The organism is Pseudomonas sp. M20, assembly GCF_045037865.1.
In the GTDB taxonomy this organism is placed as follows: domain Bacteria; phylum Pseudomonadota; class Gammaproteobacteria; order Pseudomonadales; family Pseudomonadaceae; genus Aquipseudomonas.
The window spans coordinates 6,003,050-6,020,623 of sequence record NZ_CP173611.1 but is presented as its reverse complement, the minus strand read 5'-3'; the positions used below and the strand labels follow the sequence as shown (position 1 = coordinate 6,020,623).

At 60.3% G+C, this 17,574-nt stretch carries 15 protein-coding genes; 7 read left to right on the top strand and 8 right to left on the bottom strand.

Annotated elements, in window-relative coordinates; translation table 11 throughout:
* Position 1 precedes the first annotated feature (1 nt).
* From ACI514_RS26715 to ACI514_RS26700, 4 genes are all read right to left on the bottom strand, one after another.
* On the bottom strand, positions 2 to 1,963 hold the full coding sequence (locus tag ACI514_RS26715) for an acyltransferase family protein (RefSeq protein WP_405122677.1): 1,962 nt from the start codon (positions 1,961 to 1,963) through the stop codon (positions 2 to 4).
* Positions 1,964 to 2,103: 140 nt separating this feature from the next.
* Positions 2,104 to 3,363 carry a transcription termination factor Rho gene (gene rho / locus ACI514_RS26710; RefSeq protein ID WP_003229334.1) on the bottom strand — a complete coding sequence of 420 codons (1,260 nt, stop codon included), beginning with the start codon at positions 3,361 to 3,363 and terminating at the stop codon, positions 2,104 to 2,106.
* A gap of 250 nt (positions 3,364 to 3,613) precedes the next feature.
* Entirely contained in the window at positions 3,614 to 3,943 is a 330-nt protein-coding gene (gene trxA / locus ACI514_RS26705; RefSeq protein ID WP_003206727.1) for a thioredoxin TrxA, read from the bottom strand.
* A gap of 120 nt (positions 3,944 to 4,063) precedes the next feature.
* On the bottom strand, positions 4,064 to 4,771 hold the full coding sequence (locus ACI514_RS26700) for a FadR/GntR family transcriptional regulator (protein ID WP_160059844.1): 708 nt from the start codon (positions 4,769 to 4,771) through the stop codon (positions 4,064 to 4,066).
* A 256-nt stretch (positions 4,772 to 5,027) separates the two neighbouring features.
* Here ACI514_RS26700 and ACI514_RS26695 point away from each other — a divergent pair, with 256 nt between their 5' ends.
* The 5 genes from ACI514_RS26695 (at position 5,028) to ppx (ending at position 9,584) form a co-directional block, all read left to right on the top strand.
* On the top strand, positions 5,028 to 5,813 hold the full coding sequence (locus ACI514_RS26695; RefSeq protein WP_160059845.1) for a transporter substrate-binding domain-containing protein: 786 nt from the start codon (positions 5,028 to 5,030) through the stop codon (positions 5,811 to 5,813).
* Between the two features lie 21 nt (positions 5,814 to 5,834).
* On the top strand, positions 5,835 to 6,503 hold the full coding sequence (locus ACI514_RS26690; RefSeq protein WP_007911165.1) for an amino acid ABC transporter permease: 669 nt from the start codon (positions 5,835 to 5,837) through the stop codon (positions 6,501 to 6,503).
* Positions 6,500 to 7,150 (top strand): amino acid ABC transporter permease, encoded by a 651-nt coding sequence (locus tag ACI514_RS26685; protein ID WP_160059847.1) that lies wholly within the window; start codon positions 6,500 to 6,502, stop codon positions 7,148 to 7,150. The genes ACI514_RS26690 and ACI514_RS26685 overlap by 4 nt, the downstream gene beginning before the upstream one ends.
* Positions 7,137 to 7,874: an amino acid ABC transporter ATP-binding protein gene (locus ACI514_RS26680; protein WP_405122676.1), complete on the top strand. Its 738-nt coding sequence runs from the start codon at positions 7,137 to 7,139 to the stop codon at positions 7,872 to 7,874. The genes ACI514_RS26685 and ACI514_RS26680 overlap by 14 nt, the downstream gene beginning before the upstream one ends.
* A 207-nt stretch (positions 7,875 to 8,081) precedes the next feature.
* On the top strand, positions 8,082 to 9,584 hold the full coding sequence (ppx, locus tag ACI514_RS26675; protein ID WP_008081406.1) for an exopolyphosphatase: 1,503 nt from the start codon (positions 8,082 to 8,084) through the stop codon (positions 9,582 to 9,584).
* A 271-nt stretch (positions 9,585 to 9,855) separates the two neighbouring features.
* Here ppx and ppk1 read toward each other — a convergent pair whose 3' ends face one another.
* A complete protein-coding gene (gene ppk1 / locus ACI514_RS26670; protein ID WP_160059849.1) occupies positions 9,856 to 12,081 on the bottom strand; it encodes a polyphosphate kinase 1 in 2,226 nt (741 codons plus the stop codon).
* A gap of 18 nt (positions 12,082 to 12,099) precedes the next feature.
* Entirely contained in the window at positions 12,100 to 13,113 is a 1,014-nt protein-coding gene (gene hemB / locus ACI514_RS26665; protein ID WP_160059850.1) for a porphobilinogen synthase, read from the bottom strand.
* 207 nt (positions 13,114 to 13,320) lie between these two features.
* Here hemB and ACI514_RS26660 point away from each other — a divergent pair, with 207 nt between their 5' ends.
* Positions 13,321 to 13,971, top strand: a complete 651-nt coding sequence (locus tag ACI514_RS26660) for a DedA family protein (protein ID WP_116028473.1) — start codon at positions 13,321 to 13,323, stop codon at positions 13,969 to 13,971.
* A gap of 291 nt (positions 13,972 to 14,262) precedes the next feature.
* On the top strand, positions 14,263 to 14,931 hold the full coding sequence (gene elbB / locus ACI514_RS26655; protein ID WP_160059851.1) for an isoprenoid biosynthesis glyoxalase ElbB: 669 nt from the start codon (positions 14,263 to 14,265) through the stop codon (positions 14,929 to 14,931).
* A gap of 130 nt (positions 14,932 to 15,061) precedes the next feature.
* Here elbB and ACI514_RS26650 read toward each other — a convergent pair whose 3' ends face one another.
* Together ACI514_RS26650 and ACI514_RS26645 are read right to left on the bottom strand one after the other, a co-directional pair.
* On the bottom strand, positions 15,062 to 15,517 hold the full coding sequence (locus ACI514_RS26650; RefSeq protein ID WP_007911138.1) for a YaiI/YqxD family protein: 456 nt from the start codon (positions 15,515 to 15,517) through the stop codon (positions 15,062 to 15,064).
* Positions 15,518 to 15,649: 132 nt separating this feature from the next.
* Entirely contained in the window at positions 15,650 to 17,548 is a 1,899-nt protein-coding gene (locus tag ACI514_RS26645) for an FTR1 family protein (protein WP_160059852.1), read from the bottom strand.
* Between the last annotated feature and the right edge of the window lie 26 nt (positions 17,549 to 17,574).

The window sequence follows — 17,574 nt, the reverse complement described above, 5'->3', positions numbered from 1 at the left end:
TTCAATTGTCGCTGGTGCCCAGCATCAATGGCGCAAACAACGGGCTCAGTCTGGCGCTGCCAACGTCCGAAAGATGATCGGCATCCTTGTACTGCGAGTGGCCGTCGACATCGATAGCGCACAAGCCGTCCTTGCACATCAACGGCGTCGGATCGATGACATGAATGCCGGAATCAGCGGCGCTCATCGAGCCGAACAACGACGTGAAAAACTGCTGGCGAGCCAAGTGTTCGTTGAGCGGGCGACCGAGACCTTCTGCCGAACGGCCGATGCGCGCCAGACTGGTCAGACGGTCGATGAAGCTCTTGTGTTGCAGCGGCACTTCCTTGAACAGCCAGACTTGCACTCCCGCTTCACGCAGCTCGGCCACTTGCGCCTTGAGGGCGGCGGCCATGCGCTGCTCTGCCTGGCGTGGGTTGTCCTTGCGATCAAGCAGGAACTGTAGATCGCCATCGCCGTCTTCACGACCATAAACGTACAGGCTCCAGTTCGCCGCCAGCACCACGTCCTTGATCCCCAGACTCGTGACGCGGTCCATGTTGCGCTGGTTGAAGTCCTTGCACTGCGGGCGCAAGTGGTCATCGATGATCGGCGGGCACCCGGTCAAACTGTACAGCCACACCGGCTGCACGTTGCGTCCGGCATTGCCTTCGATGGCTGGCAACAACGCTGCGGCGTGACTGTCGCCCCAGAACATTTTGGTCGCCGTAATATGTTGATCACCGCCCACAAGGCAGGTCTTGGTCAGTGCCTTGTCCGTGCTCAAGTGCATGCACTTCGACTGCCCGGCGTTCCACTCGCGCGATTGCGCATATTCCAGCGCCTTGCCGGTCAGACGCTGCGGAACGCCGTCTGCCGAGCGAATCGCCGAGCCGGTGATCGCCAGCACGGTGATCGACACCAGACCGCCGACCAACACCGAGTTACGACTGGCGAATACACGTTTCTCACGAAACGGCAGCTCGATGTAACGCAGGCTCAGCCAGGCCAGCGCCAACGCAAGTGCCATCCAGCCGAGCGCCTCCAGCGGTTGGATGCCATCGATGGAGATCGCATTGGCGTACACGTAAACCGGCCAGTGCCACAGGTACAGCGAGTAGGACAGCAGGCCGATCCAAACCAGAACGCGGACACTCAACAACCGGCCCGCCCACGTTGGGCCCTGTGCGCCAGACCAGATCAGCGCCGTCGTGCCCAATACCGGCAGCAATGCTGCCCAGCCCGGGAACACCGTGGACTTGTCGAAGGTGAACACCGCCACCAGCACCGCCGCCAGGCCGGCCAGGCCAACACACTGACGCAGCCACGGCCGCGCGACATGCCTGGGCACGGGCATCACCGCCAGCATGGCCCCGCACAGCAGCTCCCACGCGCGGGTCGGCAACGAGAAAAAGGCAAACTCCGGACGGCGCTCGATGTAGATGATGTTCAAGCCGAACGACACCAGCAGCACGGCAAACAACATCCAGCGCCAATGGCGGACATAGCGCATCAGCAACACCATCATCAACGGGAAGAAGATGTAGTACTGCTCTTCCACCGCCAGCGACCAGGTATGCAGCAGTGGTTTGAGCTCCGACGCCGGCGCAAAGTAGCCGTCTTCACGCATGAACAGGATGTTGGAAATGAACAGCGACTGGTAACGAATCGTTCGCCCCAGTTCGGCAAGGTCCTTGGCCGTCAGCAGCAGCCAGCCCAATGCCAGCGTCACGATAACCACGACGGTCAATGCCGGCAGGATACGCCGGGCACGACGGCCCCAGAAATCCAGAAAACTGAAACGCTGTGCGCTGATTTCGCGGAACAGAATCGAGGTGATCAGAAAGCCGGAAATGACGAAGAACACATCAACGCCGACAAAACCGCCGCTGAATGTAGTGAATCCGAAATGAAACAGTACGACGGGAATAACCGCCAGTGCCCGTAATCCGTCGATATCACGGCGATTGCCAAACGTGTGCATGAAAAAACCTTACCTGTTCTGGATACAAAATCCCTTGAAGGCGCGAAGTTATCAGCCGCGCAAACTTCAATCCAGATACAAATAATCCAAGGCAAAAAAAAAGCGCCCTTTCGGGCGCTCCTTTTCAAACGTGTTTCGTATTACTTGCGCTTCATCGACAAGAAGAACTCGTCGTTGGTCTTGGTCGTCTTCAGCTTGTCGACCAGGAACTCGATGGCAGCCACTTCGTCCATCGGGTGCAGCAGCTTGCGCAGGATCCACATACGCTGCAGTTCGTCGTCGGCGGTCAGCAACTCTTCGCGGCGGGTGCCGGAACGGTTGATGTTGATCGCAGGGAACACACGCTTCTCGGCGATCTTGCGATCCAGAGGCAGTTCCATGTTGCCGGTACCCTTGAACTCTTCGTAGATCACTTCGTCCATCTTCGAGCCGGTTTCAACCAGCGCGGTGGCGATAATGGTCAGCGAGCCGCCTTCTTCGATGTTACGCGCAGCACCGAAGAAACGCTTTGGCTTCTCGAGGGCGTGGGCATCGACACCACCGGTCAATACCTTGCCGGAGCTCGGGATCACGGTGTTGTAGGCACGGGCCAGACGGGTGATGGAGTCGAGCAGGATCACCACGTCTTTCTTGTGTTCGACCAGGCGCTTGGCCTTCTCGATCACCATTTCAGCTACCTGTACGTGACGGGTCGGCGGCTCGTCGAAGGTCGACGCAACCACTTCACCGCGCACGGTGCGCTGCATTTCGGTTACTTCTTCCGGACGCTCGTCGATCAGCAGCACGATCAGGTGAACTTCAGGGTTGTTACGAGCGATGTTCGCTGCGATGTTTTGCAGCATGATCGTTTTACCGGCTTTCGGCGGTGCGACGATCAGACCACGCTGGCCTTTGCCGATCGGAGCGCACAGGTCGATCACACGACCGGTCAAGTCTTCAGTGGAACCGTTACCGGCTTCCATCTTCATGCGCACGGTCGGGAACAGCGGGGTCAGGTTCTCGAAGAGAATCTTGTTTTTCGCGTTCTCCGGGCGATCGAAGTTGATCGTGTCGACCTTGAGCAGAGCGAAATACCGCTCGCCTTCCTTCGGAGGGCGGATCTTGCCAACGATGGTGTCACCGGTGCGCAAGTTGAAGCGGCGGATCTGGCTTGGCGAGACGTAGATATCGTCCGGGCCGGCCAGGTAGGAAGCGTCAGCGGAGCGCAGGAAGCCGAAGCCGTCCTGGAGAATCTCCAGCACGCCATCACCGGAGATTTCCTCGCCGCTTTTCGCGTGCTTTTTCAGCAGGGAGAAAATCACGTCCTGCTTGCGCGAACGGGCCATATTTTCTATGCCCATCTGTTCGGCCAATTCGAGCAGTTCGGTAATCGGCTTTTGCTTGAGTTCAGTCAGATTCATATAGGAATGACGTAATCATTTATGGAGGGGGGGAAATTAAGCTTTTGGCTTAATGAGGCCGCGCCGCAGAGAAGGCGACAGGATCGCGAACTAATTCGAAAAGGAGTGCGTCGGCGACGGCTAGCAGGGGGCAATGGAGAAACCAGTGCGGGGCCGAATGTACCACCTGAGTTTCGGAGCGTCTAGCCCTGAATACGCAAAAAGCCCCGCTAATTTGCGGGGCTTTTTTTCAGGCACTTTACAGCGACGCTTAGATGTTGGCGTCGAGGAAAGCCGCCAGTTGCGACTTCGACAGGGCGCCGACTTTGGTCGCTTCAACGTTGCCGTTCTTGAACAGCATCAGCGTCGGGATACCACGCACGCCGTGCTTGGCCGGGGTTTCCTGGTTTTCGTCGATGTTCAGTTTGGCAACGGTCAGCTTGCCTTTGTAAGTCTCGGCAATCTCGTCCAGAACCGGAGCGATCATTTTGCAAGGACCGCACCATTCAGCCCAGTAATCGACCAGGACAGCGCCTTCGGCCTTGAGTACGTCGGCTTCGAAGCTAGCGTCGCTAACGTGTTTGATAAGATCGCTGCTCATGGAATTCTCCAGGTTGTAAGCAAAAAAACGTGGCCCATCATAGCCGCCCTTCCCCTGTTCAGGAAGCCGCAGTTGATTGAGTCTTGCTATGGCACTCGATGAGTTTGGGTATAGCTCAAGTCACGCCGTGGCGGGGGCGATGAAGGAAATTCCGGTGCGCAGTGCGGCGTTGCGCACGTGTTCCTGCATGGCTTTTTGCGCCGCAGCGGACGCCCGGCGTGCGAGGGCCCGCAGAATCTTGCGGTGTTCCTGCCAGGTCTCCATGGCGCGCTCGGCGCGGATGAACGGTAGTTTCTGGCTTTCCAGGAACATCTCGGCGCTGGCCGTGAGGATGTTCAGCATCGCCTGATTGCCGCTGGCCAACAGTATGCGCCGGTGGAATTCGAAGTCGAGTTTCGCGGCGGCGTCGAAGTCGCCGGCCTTCAACTGGTCACGCATGGCCGCAACATTGTCTTCCAGCGCATCCAGATCGAACGTGCTCAAGGTCACCGCCGCCAGTCCCGCCGCAAAACCTTCCAGCGCATAGCGCAACTGAAAGATATCCAGCGGCGACGCCTGCGCTGCAAACGACCAACCCGGTGCATTTTCGCCGCGCGACAGCTCCACCGGCGACTGCACGAACACGCCTTTGCCCGGCTGAATACTGACCACGCCCAGCGCACTCAACGATGACAGTGCCTCGCGCAACGACGCCCGGCTGACGCCCAGTTGCAGCGCCAGATCCCGTTGCGACGGCAAGGCATCGCCCGCGCCGAAACCCTGCTCGGTGATCAGTTTGCGGATCGCTTGCAGCGCCACTTCGGGTACTGCACGGGAAATCGAATTCATGGTTTTTCAGACGCGCCAGGCCAATGTGCGGCTAGTTGTAAAGCTATTCGCCGAGTCCGGCAAGTCGTGCCCCAGCGGGGTTCGATACTGCGGAGCGATGCGCGATAGCGGTGCGAAAAACAACCTGACTGTTCAGACCAGTAAGACCGAACAAACCCGCTGAAACCGCGGCCTGCCACGACGAAAGCCACGTATTGGCACGGCCCATGCTCTGTCCGAACGCAGAAATCACTTCCCGCCGATCCGGAGATTGTTCATGACCAAGCGTTACAGCGCCCTCCTCGCCGCTCTGTTCTCCTCTCTGTTGCTCAGCCAGGCTCCCGCTCACGCCGACGGTCTCGACGACGTGGTCAAACGCGGCACGCTGAAAGTCGCCGTGCCTCAGGACTTCCCGCCGTTCGGCTCGGTCGGCCCGGACATGAAGCCGCGCGGTCTGGACATCGACACGGCGAAACTGCTGGCCGATCAACTCAAGGTCAAACTCGAACTGACCCCGGTCAACAGCACCAACCGCATCCCGTTCCTCACCACTGGCAAAGTCGATCTGGTGATTTCCAGCCTCGGCAAAAACCCCGAGCGCGAGAAAGTCATCGACTTCTCCCGCGCCTACGCCCCCTTCTACCTCGCCGTGTTCGGCCCGCCAGACTCTGCGATCGCCAGCCTCGACGACCTCAAGGGCAAGACCATCAGCGTCACCCGTGGCGCCATCGAAGACATCGAACTGACCAAGGTCGCCCCCGAAGGCGTGACCATCAAGCGCTTCGAAGACAACAACTCGACCATCGCCGCCTACCTCGCAGGGCAAGTTGACCTAATCGCCAGCGGCAACGTGGTGATGGTCGCAATCAGCGAAAAGAACCCGAAACGCGTTCCAGCCCTGAAAGTGAAGCTCAAGGATTCGCCGGTCTACGTCGGCGTGAACAAGAACGAAGCGGCGCTGCTGGCCAAGGTCAACGACATCCTGACCACCGCCAAGGCTGACGGCGCACTGGAAAAGAATTCGCAGACCTGGCTGAAAGAGCCACTGCCGGCCGATCTCTGATCGACTGCGCGGGAGACCTTCATGGCTTATCAGTTCGATTTCATGCCGGTGGTGGAAAACACCGACCTGTTGCTGCGCGGGGCGCTGTTCACCCTTGAGCTGACCGCCATCGGTGCGTTGCTCGGGGTCGGCGTCGGAATTGTCGGGGCGTTGGTGCGGGCGTGGAACATCCGCCCGTTCTCGGCAATCTTCGGCGTCTACGTCGAGTTGATCCGCAACACGCCGTTTCTGGTGCAGTTGTTCTTCATCTTCTTCGGTTTGCCGTCGCTTGGCGTGCAGATTTCCGAATGGCAAGCGGCGGTGCTGGCGATGGTGATCAACCTCGGCGCCTATTCGACCGAGATCATTCGCGCCGGCATTCAGGCGATTCCTCGCGGGCAACTGGAAGCCGCAGCGGCGCTGGCGATGACGCGTTTCGAGGCGTTCCGTCATGTAGTTTTGCTGCCAGCGCTGGGCAAGGTCTGGCCGGCGCTGAGCAGCCAGATCATCATCGTCATGCTCGGCTCGGCGGTGTGTTCGCAGATCGCCACGGAAGAGCTGAGCTTCGCCGCCAACTTCATTCAATCGCGCAACTTCCGCGCCTTTGAAACCTACGCGCTGACCACGCTGATCTACCTGTGCATGGCGCTGCTGATTCGCCAGTTGCTCAATTGGATCGGTCGCCGCTACATCAGCAGGAGCCGCGCATGAGCGATTTCACTTTCTGGGACATCCTGCGCAACCTGCTCGTCGGCCTGCAATGGACGCTGGCGCTGTCGCTGGTGGCGTTCATTGGCGGCGGGATCGTCGGCCTGCTGATATTGATCATGCGCATTTCGAAAAACCCTGTGTCGAGCAGCATCGCCCGCACCTGGATTGAGCTGTTCCAGGGCACGCCACTGTTGATGCAGCTGTTTCTGGTGTTCTTCGGCGTGGCGCTGGCCGGGATCGAAATCTCGCCGTGGATGGCCGCAGCGATTGCTCTGACCTTGTTCACCAGCGCCTATCTGGCAGAGATCTGGCGTGGCTGCGTCGAGTCGATCGCCAACGGTCAGTGGGAAGCCTCGGCGAGTCTGGCGCTCAATCCACTGGAACAGCTGCGCTACGTGATCCTGCCGCAGGCGCTGCGCATTGCTGTGGCGCCGACCGTGGGCTTCTCTGTGCAAGTGGTCAAGGGCACCGCGGTGACCTCGATTATCGGTTTCACCGAGCTGACCAAGACTGGCGGCATGCTTGCCAACGCCACGTTTGAACCGTTCATGGTCTACGGCCTCGTCGCCCTCGGCTACTTCCTGCTCTGCTACCCCTTGTCCCTCAGTGCGCGCTACCTGGAAAGGAGACTGCATGCCTCTGCTTAGAATTTCCGCCCTACATAAATACTACGGCGATCACCACGTGCTCAAAGGCATCGACCTCAGCGTCGAGGAAGGTCAGGTGGCCGCGATCATCGGCCGCAGCGGCTCGGGCAAATCCACCTTGCTGCGTACGCTCAATGGTCTGGAGTCGATCAACGACGGCGTGATCGAAGTCGACGGCGAATACCTCGACGCCGCCCGCGCCGATCTGCGCAGCCTGCGGCAGAAGGTCGGCATGGTCTTTCAGCAGTTCAATCTGTTCCCGCACCTGACCGTGGGCGAAAACGTCATGCTCGCGCCGCAAGTGGTGCAGAAAGTGCCAAAGGCCAAAGCGGCGGAGTTGGCGCGGGAGATGCTTGAGCGCGTGGGTCTTGGGGAAAAATTCGATGCCTTCCCCGATCGGTTGTCCGGCGGTCAGCAGCAGCGCGTGGCGATTGCCCGGGCATTGGCGATGTCGCCGAAGGTTTTGCTGTGCGACGAGATCACCTCGGCGCTCGACCCGGAACTGGTCAATGAAGTGCTCAGCGTCGTGCGGCAGCTGGCCAAGGACGGCATGACGCTGATCATGGTCACCCACGAAATGCGCTTCGCCCGCGAGGTCGGCGACAAACTGGTGTTCATGCACCATGGCAAGGTGCATGAGGTGGGGGATCCGAAGGTGTTGTTTGCCAATCCGCAGACGGCGGAACTGGCGAACTTTATTGGTACGGTGGAAGCGACAGCCTGAAGATCTTCTGAAGCAGTGATGCCCTCTTCGCGAGCAAGCTCGCTCCCACATTGGAATGCGGTCACCTATGGGAGCGAGCCTGCTCGCGAATGGCCGCGCCGCGATCTCCAGACTTTCTGCGCTGAATCAACGGTTTGAACCATGCGCGTTGGCGCCAGCCTTTGATCGTGGCACGATGTCGGGGTTATCGACCGAGACCCCCTGATCATGCCGCAATCCCAAGCCAAGAATCTGTCCCTGATCGCCGCAATCGACCTGGGCTCCAACAGCTTTCACATGGTCGTGGCCAAGGCCCAGAACGGCGAAATCCGCATTCTCGAACGTCTAGGCGAAAAGGTTCAGCTCGCCGCCGGCATCGACGATGAGCGCAAGCTCAACGAAGAATCGATGCAGCGCGGCCTCGATTGCCTCAAACGCTTTGCCCAACTGATCAACGGTATGCCGCTGGGCGCCGTACGCATCGTCGGCACCAACGCCCTGCGTGAAGCGCGCAACCGCCTCGAATTCATCCACCGCGCCGAAGAAATCCTCGGCCACCCGGTGGAAGTCATCTCTGGCCGTGAAGAGGCGCGTCTGATCTACCTCGGCGTGTCGCACACCCTTGCCGACACCCCCGGCAAACGCTTGGTCGCCGACATCGGCGGCGGCAGTACCGAATTCATCATTGGGCAACGCTTCGAGCCATTGTTGCGCGAAAGCCTGCAAATGGGCTGCGTCAGCTTCACCCAGCGCTACTTCAAGGACGGCAAGATCACCCCGGCCCGCTACGCCCAGGCGTACACGGCGGCGCGGCTGGAGATCATGAGCATCGAACACGCCCTGCACCGCCTGACCTGGGATGAAGCCATTGGCTCCTCGGGCACCATCCGCGCCATCGGTCTGGCGCTGAAAGCCGGCGGCCATGGCACAGGCGAGGTGAATGCCGAAGGTCTGGCTTGGCTCAAGCGTCGCCTGTTCAAGCTCGGTGACGTCGACAAGATCGATTTTGAAGGCATCAAGCCGGATCGCCGGACTATTTTCCCGGCAGGTCTGGCGATTCTCGAAGCGATTTTCGACGCCCTCGAACTGCAACGCATGGATCACTGTGACGGTGCGCTGCGTGAAGGCGTGCTCTACGACCTGCTCGGCCGTCATCACCATGAGGACGTGCGCGAGCGCACCCTGACCTCGCTGATGGAGCGTTATCACGTCGACCTCGAACAAGCGGCGCGAGTTGAGCGCAAAGCCTTGCACGCGTTCGATCAAGTGGCTGTGGACTGGGAGCTGGATGACGGTATATGGCGCGAACTCCTCGGCTGGGCGGCGAAAGTGCACGAAGTCGGCCTCGATATTGCGCACTATCACTACCACAAGCACGGCGCCTACTTGATCGAGCATTCGGACCTCGCCGGCTTTTCCCGCGAAGACCAGCAGATGCTCGCGTTGCTGGTGCGTGGCCATCGCCGCAATATTCCGAAAGACAAGTTTGCCGACTTCGGTGACGACGGTGACAAGCTGATTCGCCTGTGTGTGCTGCTGCGCTTTGCGATCCTGTTCCACCACATTCGTGGCACGCAGACGATGCCGCAGGTGGTGTTGCACGCGAAGGGCAACACCCTGGATGTGGAGTTCCCGGAGAACTGGCTGGATGAAAATCAGCTGACTCAGGCGGATTTCGGCCTTGAGGCAGATTGGCTGACGCGGGTGGGGATTGTGCTCACGGTCCACTGAGCCTCGATTGGGCATAAAAAAGGCGATCCTTCTGGATCGCCTTTTTTATTGGGTGTTCGGCTGGGATTTAGTGGTGTGCGTGAGATCGATGCCCCTCACCCCAGCCCTCTCCCGAGGGAGAGGGAGCCGATCTCCGTTGGCTTCGAAGCCTGAGTTCGACTCGGTATTGCAAGTCGACGTAACCCTGACATCACCTCGGTCAGTCCCCTCTCCCTCCGGGAGAGGGTTAGGCGGGCGGCGTTCCGATGAGGGGCTTTTGACCTTCAAGGCCTCAACTGCTCACCGGCAAAATCGGGCTACCCAACCGCTCCAGCAACGTCGCCTGCGCACTGCGCGGGTTCTGGTTGCCGGTAGGCGTGTTGCGAATGTAACGACCATCCGACTGCAAGCTCCAGCTGTGGGTGTTGTCGGTCAGATACAGTTCCAGCTCTTTCTTCACCCGGGTCAGCAGTTTTTTGCCTTCGACCGGGAAGCAAGTCTCAACGCGCTTGTCGAGGTTGCGCTCCATCCAGTCGGCGCTGGAGAGGAACATCTGCTCGTCGCCGCCATTGAGGAAGTAGAACACGCGGGTATGTTCGAGGAAGCGGCCGATGATCGAGCGCACATGGATATTGTGCGAAACCCCGGCAATCCCCGGACGCAGGCAGCACATGCCGCGCACCACCAGATCGATGCGCACACCGGACTGGCTGGCCTTGTACAACGCGCGGATGATCTTCGGATCGGTCAGCGAGTTGAACTTGGCGATGATGTGCGCGGGTTTGCCGTCGAGCGCAAATTGCGTCTCGCGGGTGATCATGTCGAGCATGCCCTTCTTCAGGGTGAACGGCGCATGCAGCAGCTTCTTCATGCGCAGGGTTTTACCCATGCCGATCAACTGGCTGAACAGTTTGCCGACGTCTTCGCACAAAGCGTCGTCGGAAGTCAGCAAGCTGTAGTCGGTGTACAGCTTGGCGTTGCCGGCGTGGTAGTTACCGGTGCCGAGGTGCGCGTAACGGACGATCTCGCCCGCCTCGCGACGCAGGATCAGCATCATCTTGGCGTGAGTCTTGAAGCCGACCACGCCGTAGATCACCACCGCACCGGCCGCTTGCAGACGGCTGGCCAGTTGCAGGTTGGATTCTTCGTCAAACCGCGCACGCAGCTCGATGACCGCTGTCACTTCCTTGCCGTTACGCGCGGCATCCACCAGCGCATCGACGATCTCGGAGTTGGCGCCGGAGCGGTACAGGGTCTGACGCACAGCGAGAACGTGCGGGTCTTTGGCGGCCTGACGCAGCAGGTCGACCACCGGGGTGAACGACTCGAACGGGTGCAGCAAGAGAATGTCCTGCTTGCTGACCACGCTGAAGATGTTTTCGCTGTTCTGCAGCAGTTTCGGGATCTGCGGGGTGAACGGCGTGTATTGCAGCTCTGGATGACTGTCCAGGCCGGTGATGCTGAACAGGCGTGTCAGGTTGACCGGGCCGTTGACCTGATACAACTCGCTCTCGCTCAGGTTGAACTGCTTTAGCAGGTAATCCGAGAGGTGTTTTGGGCAGGTATCAGCGACTTCCAGACGCACCGCATCGCCGTAACGACGTGAGAACAACTCGCCACGCAGGGCGCGGGCCAGGTCTTCGACGTCTTCGGAGTCGAGCGCCAGGTCGGCGTTTCGGGTCAGACGGAACTGGTAGCAGCCTTTTACCTTCATGCCTTGGAACAGGTCATCGGCGTGAGCGTGGATCATCGACGACAGGAACACATAGTTGTCGCCCGGGCCACCGACTTCTTCCGGCACCTTGATGATCCGTGGCAGCAAGCGCGGCGCCGGGATGATCGCCAGACCGGAGTCGCGACCAAAGGCGTCGATACCTTCGAGCTCGACGATAAAGTTCAGGCTCTTGTTCACCAGCAACGGGAACGGGTGCGTCGGGTCGAGGCCGATCGGGGTGATGATCGGCGCGATCTCGTCGCGGAAGTAGCGGCGCACCCAGGTCTTCAGCTTGACCGTCCAGTTGCGGCGCCGGATGAAGCGCACTTGGTGCTTTTCCAGCTCCGGCAACAGGATGTCGTTGAGGATCGCGTACTGACGATCAACGTGACCGTGCACCAGCTCGCTGATCCGCGCCAGCGCTTGATGCGGTTGCAGGCCGTCGGCACCGGCCTGTTCACGAGCGAAGGTGATCTGCTTCTTCAGGCCGGCGACGCGGATTTCAAAGAATTCGTCGAGGTTGCTGGAAAAGATCAGCAGGAACTTCAAGCGTTCCAGTAACGGATAGGACTCGTCCAGCGCCTGCTCCAGCACGCGGATGTTGAATTGCAGTTGCGAGAGCTCGCGGTGGATGTACAGGCTGCTGTCATCCAGGCCCGGTATCGCAATCACTGGCGCCGCCGCGACAGGTTCGGTGACTGGCGCGGGTGGCGCAGGCTCCAGTTCCGGCGGGGTCTCGGTGATTTGCTCGACCACCGGCTGAGCTTCTTTTACTGCAACTTCCGTGAGTCCTTCGGTATTCATTGAATGTTCCTGGGAGGGCTATTTCTGCTCTCGTAACAATTGAGCGGCGCGGACAGCAAAGTAAGTCAGGATGCCATCAGCGCCGGCACGTTTAAAGGCGGTCAGTGATTCGACAATCACCGCCTCGCTCAACCAGCCATTCTGGATCGCCGCCATGTGCATGGCGTATTCGCCGCTAACCTGATAGACGAAGGTCGGCACTTTGAAGGCATCTTTTACCCGGAAAAGAATGTCCAGGTAGGGCATGCCCGGTTTGACCATGACCATGTCCGCGCCTTCAGACAAGTCCGCACCGACTTCGTGCAGCGCTTCGTCGCTGTTGGCCGGGTCCATCTGATAGGAGGCCTTGTTGGCCTTGCCGAGGTTCGACGCCGAACCGACCGCATCGCGGAACGGGCCGTAATAGGCGCTGGCGTACTTGGCGGAATAAGCCATGATTCGCACATTGACGTGACCGGCAATCTCCAGCGCTTCGCGAATCGCCTGAATGCGACCGTCCATCATGTCCGACGGTGCGACAACCTGCGCGCCGGCTTCGGCATGGGACAGCGCCTGACGAACCAGTGCGTCGACGGTGATGTCGTTCTGCACGTAGCCTTCTTCGTCGAGAATGCCGTCCTGGCCGTGGGTGGTGAACGGATCAAGCGCAACGTCGGTGATCACCCCCAGCTCCGGGAAACGCTCACGCAGGGCGCGGGTGGCGCGCTGGGCAATGCCTTCCGGGTTCCAGGCTTCGCCGGCGTCGAGGGATTTCAGTTCAGGAGGGGTAACCGGGAATAGCGCCAGCGCCGGGATACCCAGCTCGACCCACTTCGCCGCTTCTTCTAGCAGCAAATCGATAGTCAACCGCTCTACCCCGGGCATCGAGGCCACGGCTTCGCGACGGTTTTCACCGTCTAGCACGAACACCGGCAGGATCAGGTCATCGACCGTCAGCACATTTTCCCGCACCAGCCGACGCGAAAAATCATCACGACGATTGCGGCGCAGGCGCGTGGCAGGGAACAGACGGTTGGCGGGGGTAAAGCTCACGGCGGACTCCTGAGCCCGCGCAAACGGGCGAGCGTGACAGTTATAGACGGCCATTATGACCAACAGATGACAGTTGTGTGAGACCTGTGTCACGTAGCCGCATTCCATTCTCAGTGTAGGAATTGTTCACGTCGAGACACATTTGGACACTTTCATGAATGTGTCCGAAGGGTTAGGCTGCGCGTTCATTTCGCCAGCACCCAGACAATGCTCCAACAATTTCTGCATGACTTTGGCTACTTTGCCTTGTTCCTCGGCACGTTTTTCGAAGGCGAAACCATTCTGGTGCTCGCGGGCTTCCTCGCGTTCCGTGGATACATGGACATCAACCTGGTGGTGGTTGTGGCGTTCTGCGGCAGCTATGCCGGCGATCAGCTGTGGTACTTCCTGGGGCGCAAGCACGGGCGCAAATTACTCGCGCGCAAACCGCGCTGGCAGCTGATGGGCGACCGCGCGCTGGAGCACATTCGCAAGCATCCGGACATATGGGTGCTGAGTTTCCGTTTCGTTTACGGTCTGCGCACGGTGATGCCGGTGGCGATCGGTCTGTCGGGTTATCCGCCGGGCCGTTATCTGCTGCTCAACGGCATCGGTGCGGCGATCTGGGCGACCGCGCTGGCGGCGGCGGCTTACCACTTCGGCGCGGTGCTTGAAGGCATGCTCGGCAGCATCAAGAAGTACGAGCTGTGGGTACTCGGCGCGCTGCTGATTCTTGGCGTTGGCCTGTGGCTGCGCCGCCGCTTCAAGAATGCGCGGCTGGCCAAACAGGTCTACGCCGACGAGCAAGCCGCGAAAGCTGCACTGCTGAATCAAGCCGAAGAGTCCAAGCCCGCCGAACCGAAGACGCCAGCCGAGTAACTCGTTGGCGACTTGCTGCAAGCCCGCCGGCACTGAGCGGGCTGGCCGCCCCTCTCAGTCAGATACGTCACTTTTATCCTCGCTGCTCTGGCGCATTCACGTTCGCCAGCGGCGTTCTCACGCCAAAAATCCCCCGCTCGTTACGCAGCAGGCAACCCCAAATAATGAACACCCCGGCGTTGTTGCGATCCATGTAGAAAGCGTTCCATGCAGGTGCAGCCACCACTTGAGCCTATGGCAACGCGCGATAATTTAGTGGACATTTAGCGCCATGAATCTGGAGAGAAACCCATGAGCAAAAAAGTTGCAGTGATCCTGTCCGGCAGTGGCGTGTACGACGGCGCCGAAATCCATGAAAGCGTGATCACCCTGCTGCGCCTCGACCAACGTGGCGCGCAGGTACAGTGCTTCGCCCCGAACATCGCGCAATTGCACGTGATCAACCACCTGACCGGCGAAGAAATGCCCGAGTCGCGCAACGTCCTGGTGGAATCCGCGCGCATTGCCCGCGGCAACATCAAGGATATCCGCGATGCTGACGTCGATGATTTCGATGCGCTGATCGTGCCGGGCGGTTTTGGTGCGGCGAAGAATCTTTCGAACTTCGCCGTCGAAGGCGCTGGCTGCAGCGTGCAGCCGGAAGTGCTGGCGCTGGCCGAGGCATTTGCCGAAGCGGGCAAACCCGTCGGCCTGATGTGCATCTCGCCGGCACTCGCGGCGAAGATCTACGGCCCGGGCGTGACCTGCACCATCGGTAACGACACCGACACCGCCACGGCGATGAACAAGATGGGCGCCACCCATGAGGATTGTGCGGTAACGGAAATCATCGAAGACAAGGCGCGTAAACTGGTGACGACCCCGGCTTACATGCTGGCGCAGAACATCAGTGAGGCGGCTTCGGGGATCAACAAGCTGGTCGACCGTGTGCTCGAACTGACCCACGAAAACGACGCCTGATCCCCCGCAGTACACAAAACCCAATGTGGGAGCGAGCCTGCTCGCGAAGGCGGTGTGTCATTCAACTCTATGTTGTCTGATACAACGCATTCGCGAGCAGGCTCGCTCCCACAGGGGATTTGTGTAGGGCTTAAGGTTTTCGCGTCAGTCGGGTGAGAATCCGGTCCAGTGCATTGGCGAACGCCTGCTTCTCGCGATCGCCAAACGGCGCCGGCCCGCCGCTCATCTGGCCCTGCTCGCGCAGATCGGTGAACAGGTTGCGCACGGCCAGGCGCTCGCCCATGTTCTGCGCATCGAACTCCTTACCGCGCGGATCCAGCGCCGCGACGCCCTTCTTCACCAGCCGGTCGGCCAGCGGGATATCGCTGCAGATCACCAGTTCACCAGGCACCGCGTGCTCGACCAGATAATCGTCTGCCGCATCCGGGCCGCTCGGCACCACGATCAGTTTGACGATGGCCAGCCCCGGTTTGATCTGCGGCTGCCCGGCCACCAGCACCACTTCAAACTGACGCTTGAGGGCGAACTTCACCACCAGATCCTTCGCCGCCCGTGGGCAGGCGTCGGCATCGATCCATACACGCATTTTCTTTACCTCTAAAAGCAAAAGATCGCAGCCTGCGGCAGCTCACAGAGTGCGCGTCGTGCCGCAATATTGCGACATGCTACGCCCCTGTAGGAGCTGCCGAAGGCTGCGATCTTTTAAGGGAGCACTCAATCAAGCAGCCGAAACCCGCCGCTTCTCCGCCACCCAACTACGCCCATACAACACACCAATCGCCAGAATCGCCACCGCCTGCGCCGTTAACGAATACGCATCGGCATGAATGCCCAGCCAATCGAATTCAAAGAACGCCACCGGCCGCGTGCCGAAGATCCCGGCTTCCTGCAAGGCCTTCACACCGTGCCCGGCAAACACCACCGACAGCGCACACAGCAGCGCCGCGTTGATGCTGAAGAACAGCGTCAGCGGCAGTTTCGCCGAACCGCGCAGAATCACCCACGCCAGACCCACCAGCAGCACCAGCGCCGTCGCCCCGCCCGCAAGCACCGCGTCATGCCCGGCAGGACCGGCCTGCAACCACAGGGTTTCGTAGAACAGGATCACTTCGAACAACTCGCGGTACACCGAGAAGAACGCGAGGATCGCGAAACCGAAACGTCCGCCGCCACCAACCAGGCTGCTCTTGATGTAATCCTGCCAGGCCGCTGCGTGGCGACGGTCATGCATCCACACGCCGAGCCACAAGACCATGACACTGGCGAACAGCGCTGTTGCGCCTTCGAGCAGTTCACGCTGCGAGCCACTGACATCGATCACATACGCTGCCAGCGCCCAGGTGCCGAGGCCGGCCAGCAGCGCCAGCCCCCAACCGACGTTGACGCTGCGCACCGCCGATTGCTGGCCGGTGTTACGCAGGAAGGCGAGGATCGCCGCCAGCACCAGAATCGCTTCCAGACCTTCGCGCAGCAGAATCAGTAAACCGGAGATGTAGCTCAGCGACCAGCTCAGACCATCGCTGCCAAGCAGGCCGGCAGACTCTTTTAGCTTGGCCTTGGCCACGTTCAGGCGCTGCTCGGCCTGCTCGACCGGCAAGCCGTCCTGCAACGATTGCCGGTACGCCATCAGCGATTTTTCGGTGTCCTTGCGCACGTTGGCGTCGACGTTATCCAGCGAGCTCTCGACCAGCTCGAAGCCTTCCAGATAGGCCGCGACCGACAGGTCATAAGCCTGATCGTGATCACCGGAGCGATACGCCGCCAAGCTCTTGTCCAGCGTTGCGGCGGTGTAGTCGAGCAACTGCGCCGGACCACGCTTGACCTGCGGCGGCTGCGCGCGTTGCGCACGAAATGTCGCCGCCGCTTGCGGGCCTTCGGCAGCCTGCACTTCGGCCGGGGTCTGGCGGGCCAGATCGGCGATGTTGTAGCTCTTCTCCGACTTGGCCGCCGCCGGATCGGCGCTGAAGCCGGCGATGTAAGTCGCCAGATCCCAGCGCTGACGATCGTCAAGCTGATCGGCAAACGCCGGCATGTCGGTGCCTTCGACGCCTTGGCCGAGGGTGTTGTAGATCGCGTACAGGCTCAGGTGATCCAACCGCGCCGCATCACGCAGATTGGCGGGTGCCGGGGTCATGCCGAGTCCCGCCGGGCCGTCACCGGCGCCGCTGTCACCGTGGCACACCGAGCAATTCTGCGCATAGAGCGGTGCGCCGCGAGTCGGATCCGGAGTGATGATCGGTGCCTGGCTGACTTCATAGGCTACCGCCAGTTGCGCGCCCAGTTGCCGCGCCTGACGAGCCACTTCGGCGCCGTCCTGCTTCGCGGTGATCGCTGCCTTCAATGCGCTGACACCTTGCTCCAACGCAGCTTTTTCAGGCTTGGCCGGCATGCCGGCGATCAAGCCTTGCAGCGCTTGGGTGAACTCCAGTTGCTCGCGATATTCGGAGTCATCGACCACCTTGCCTGCGGCTACCGTCGGCGGGTAGTCGGCGCTGATGTAGTCGAGCAGGTGCAGCGCTTGCGGTGCGCCTTCCGCGGTATCGGCCAGCAGATTGAAGCTGCTCAGGGCAAACAGCGGGAACACCAGCCAGGCCAGGAAACGGGACGAGGCAGTCATGAAAAATTCTCAAATGGAAATGCGAA

Bases quoted from the DNA above. Each gene is read 5' to 3' on its own strand.
- ACI514_RS26715 (WP_405122677.1), bottom strand. From the start codon at position 1,963: ATGCACACGTTTGGCAATCGCCGTGATATCGACGGATTACGGGCACTG.
- rho (WP_003229334.1), bottom strand. From the start codon at position 3,363: ATGAATCTGACTGAACTCAAGCAAAAGCCGATTACCGAACTGCTCGAA.
- trxA (WP_003206727.1), bottom strand. From the start codon at position 3,943: ATGAGCAGCGATCTTATCAAACACGTTAGCGACGCTAGCTTCGAAGCC.
- ACI514_RS26700 (WP_160059844.1), bottom strand. From the start codon at position 4,771: ATGAATTCGATTTCCCGTGCAGTACCCGAAGTGGCGCTGCAAGCGATC.
- ACI514_RS26695 (WP_160059845.1), top strand. From the start codon at position 5,028: ATGACCAAGCGTTACAGCGCCCTCCTCGCCGCTCTGTTCTCCTCTCTG.
- ACI514_RS26690 (WP_007911165.1), top strand. From the start codon at position 5,835: ATGGCTTATCAGTTCGATTTCATGCCGGTGGTGGAAAACACCGACCTG.
- ACI514_RS26685 (WP_160059847.1), top strand. From the start codon at position 6,500: ATGAGCGATTTCACTTTCTGGGACATCCTGCGCAACCTGCTCGTCGGC.
- ACI514_RS26680 (WP_405122676.1), top strand. From the start codon at position 7,137: ATGCCTCTGCTTAGAATTTCCGCCCTACATAAATACTACGGCGATCAC.
- ppx (WP_008081406.1), top strand. From the start codon at position 8,082: ATGCCGCAATCCCAAGCCAAGAATCTGTCCCTGATCGCCGCAATCGAC.
- ppk1 (WP_160059849.1), bottom strand. From the start codon at position 12,081: ATGAATACCGAAGGACTCACGGAAGTTGCAGTAAAAGAAGCTCAGCCG.
- ACI514_RS26660 (WP_116028473.1), top strand. From the start codon at position 13,321: ATGCTCCAACAATTTCTGCATGACTTTGGCTACTTTGCCTTGTTCCTC.
- elbB (WP_160059851.1), top strand. From the start codon at position 14,263: ATGAGCAAAAAAGTTGCAGTGATCCTGTCCGGCAGTGGCGTGTACGAC.
- ACI514_RS26650 (WP_007911138.1), bottom strand. From the start codon at position 15,517: ATGCGTGTATGGATCGATGCCGACGCCTGCCCACGGGCGGCGAAGGAT.
- ACI514_RS26645 (WP_160059852.1), bottom strand. From the start codon at position 17,548: ATGACTGCCTCGTCCCGTTTCCTGGCCTGGCTGGTGTTCCCGCTGTTT.